This is a genomic window from Gilvimarinus gilvus, from assembly GCF_030518155.1.
GTDB lineage: Bacteria > Pseudomonadota > Gammaproteobacteria > Pseudomonadales > Cellvibrionaceae > Gilvimarinus > Gilvimarinus gilvus.
Map to the genome: position 1 here is coordinate 1 of NZ_JAULRU010000588.1, position 369 is coordinate 369.

Annotated in this window: 1 protein-coding gene; it reads left to right on the top strand. The window is 67.5% G+C overall.

Annotated features, from left to right (window positions below; translation table 11 throughout):
• Window positions 1-369 (top strand): HAD-IC family P-type ATPase (locus QWI17_RS14835; protein ID WP_302723308.1); only part of this gene is annotated, 369 nt, incomplete at both ends.

Consider the following 369-nt stretch of genomic DNA (forward strand, 5'->3'; position numbering starts at 1 on the left):
AAACTGGACCGCCTCAAAGCCTTGCAGGCCGAAGGGCGCAAGGTGCTGATGCTGGGCGACGGGGTCAACGATGTGCCGGTGCTGGCCGCCGCCGACATCAGCATCGCCATGGGCAGCGCCACCGACCTGGCCAAGACCTGCGCCGACGCGGTGCTGCTGTCCAACCGCCTGAGCGCGCTGGTGCAGGCGCTGGAACTGGCGCGCCGCACCCGCCGCAACATCCTCGAGAACCTGCTGTGGGCAACCCTGTATAATGGCCTGATGTTGCCGTTCGCCGCCCTCGGCTGGGTCACCCCTGTGTGGGCTGCTGTCGGCATGTCGGTGAGCTCACTGATCGTGGTGCTCAATGCCCTGCGCCTGACCCGCGTG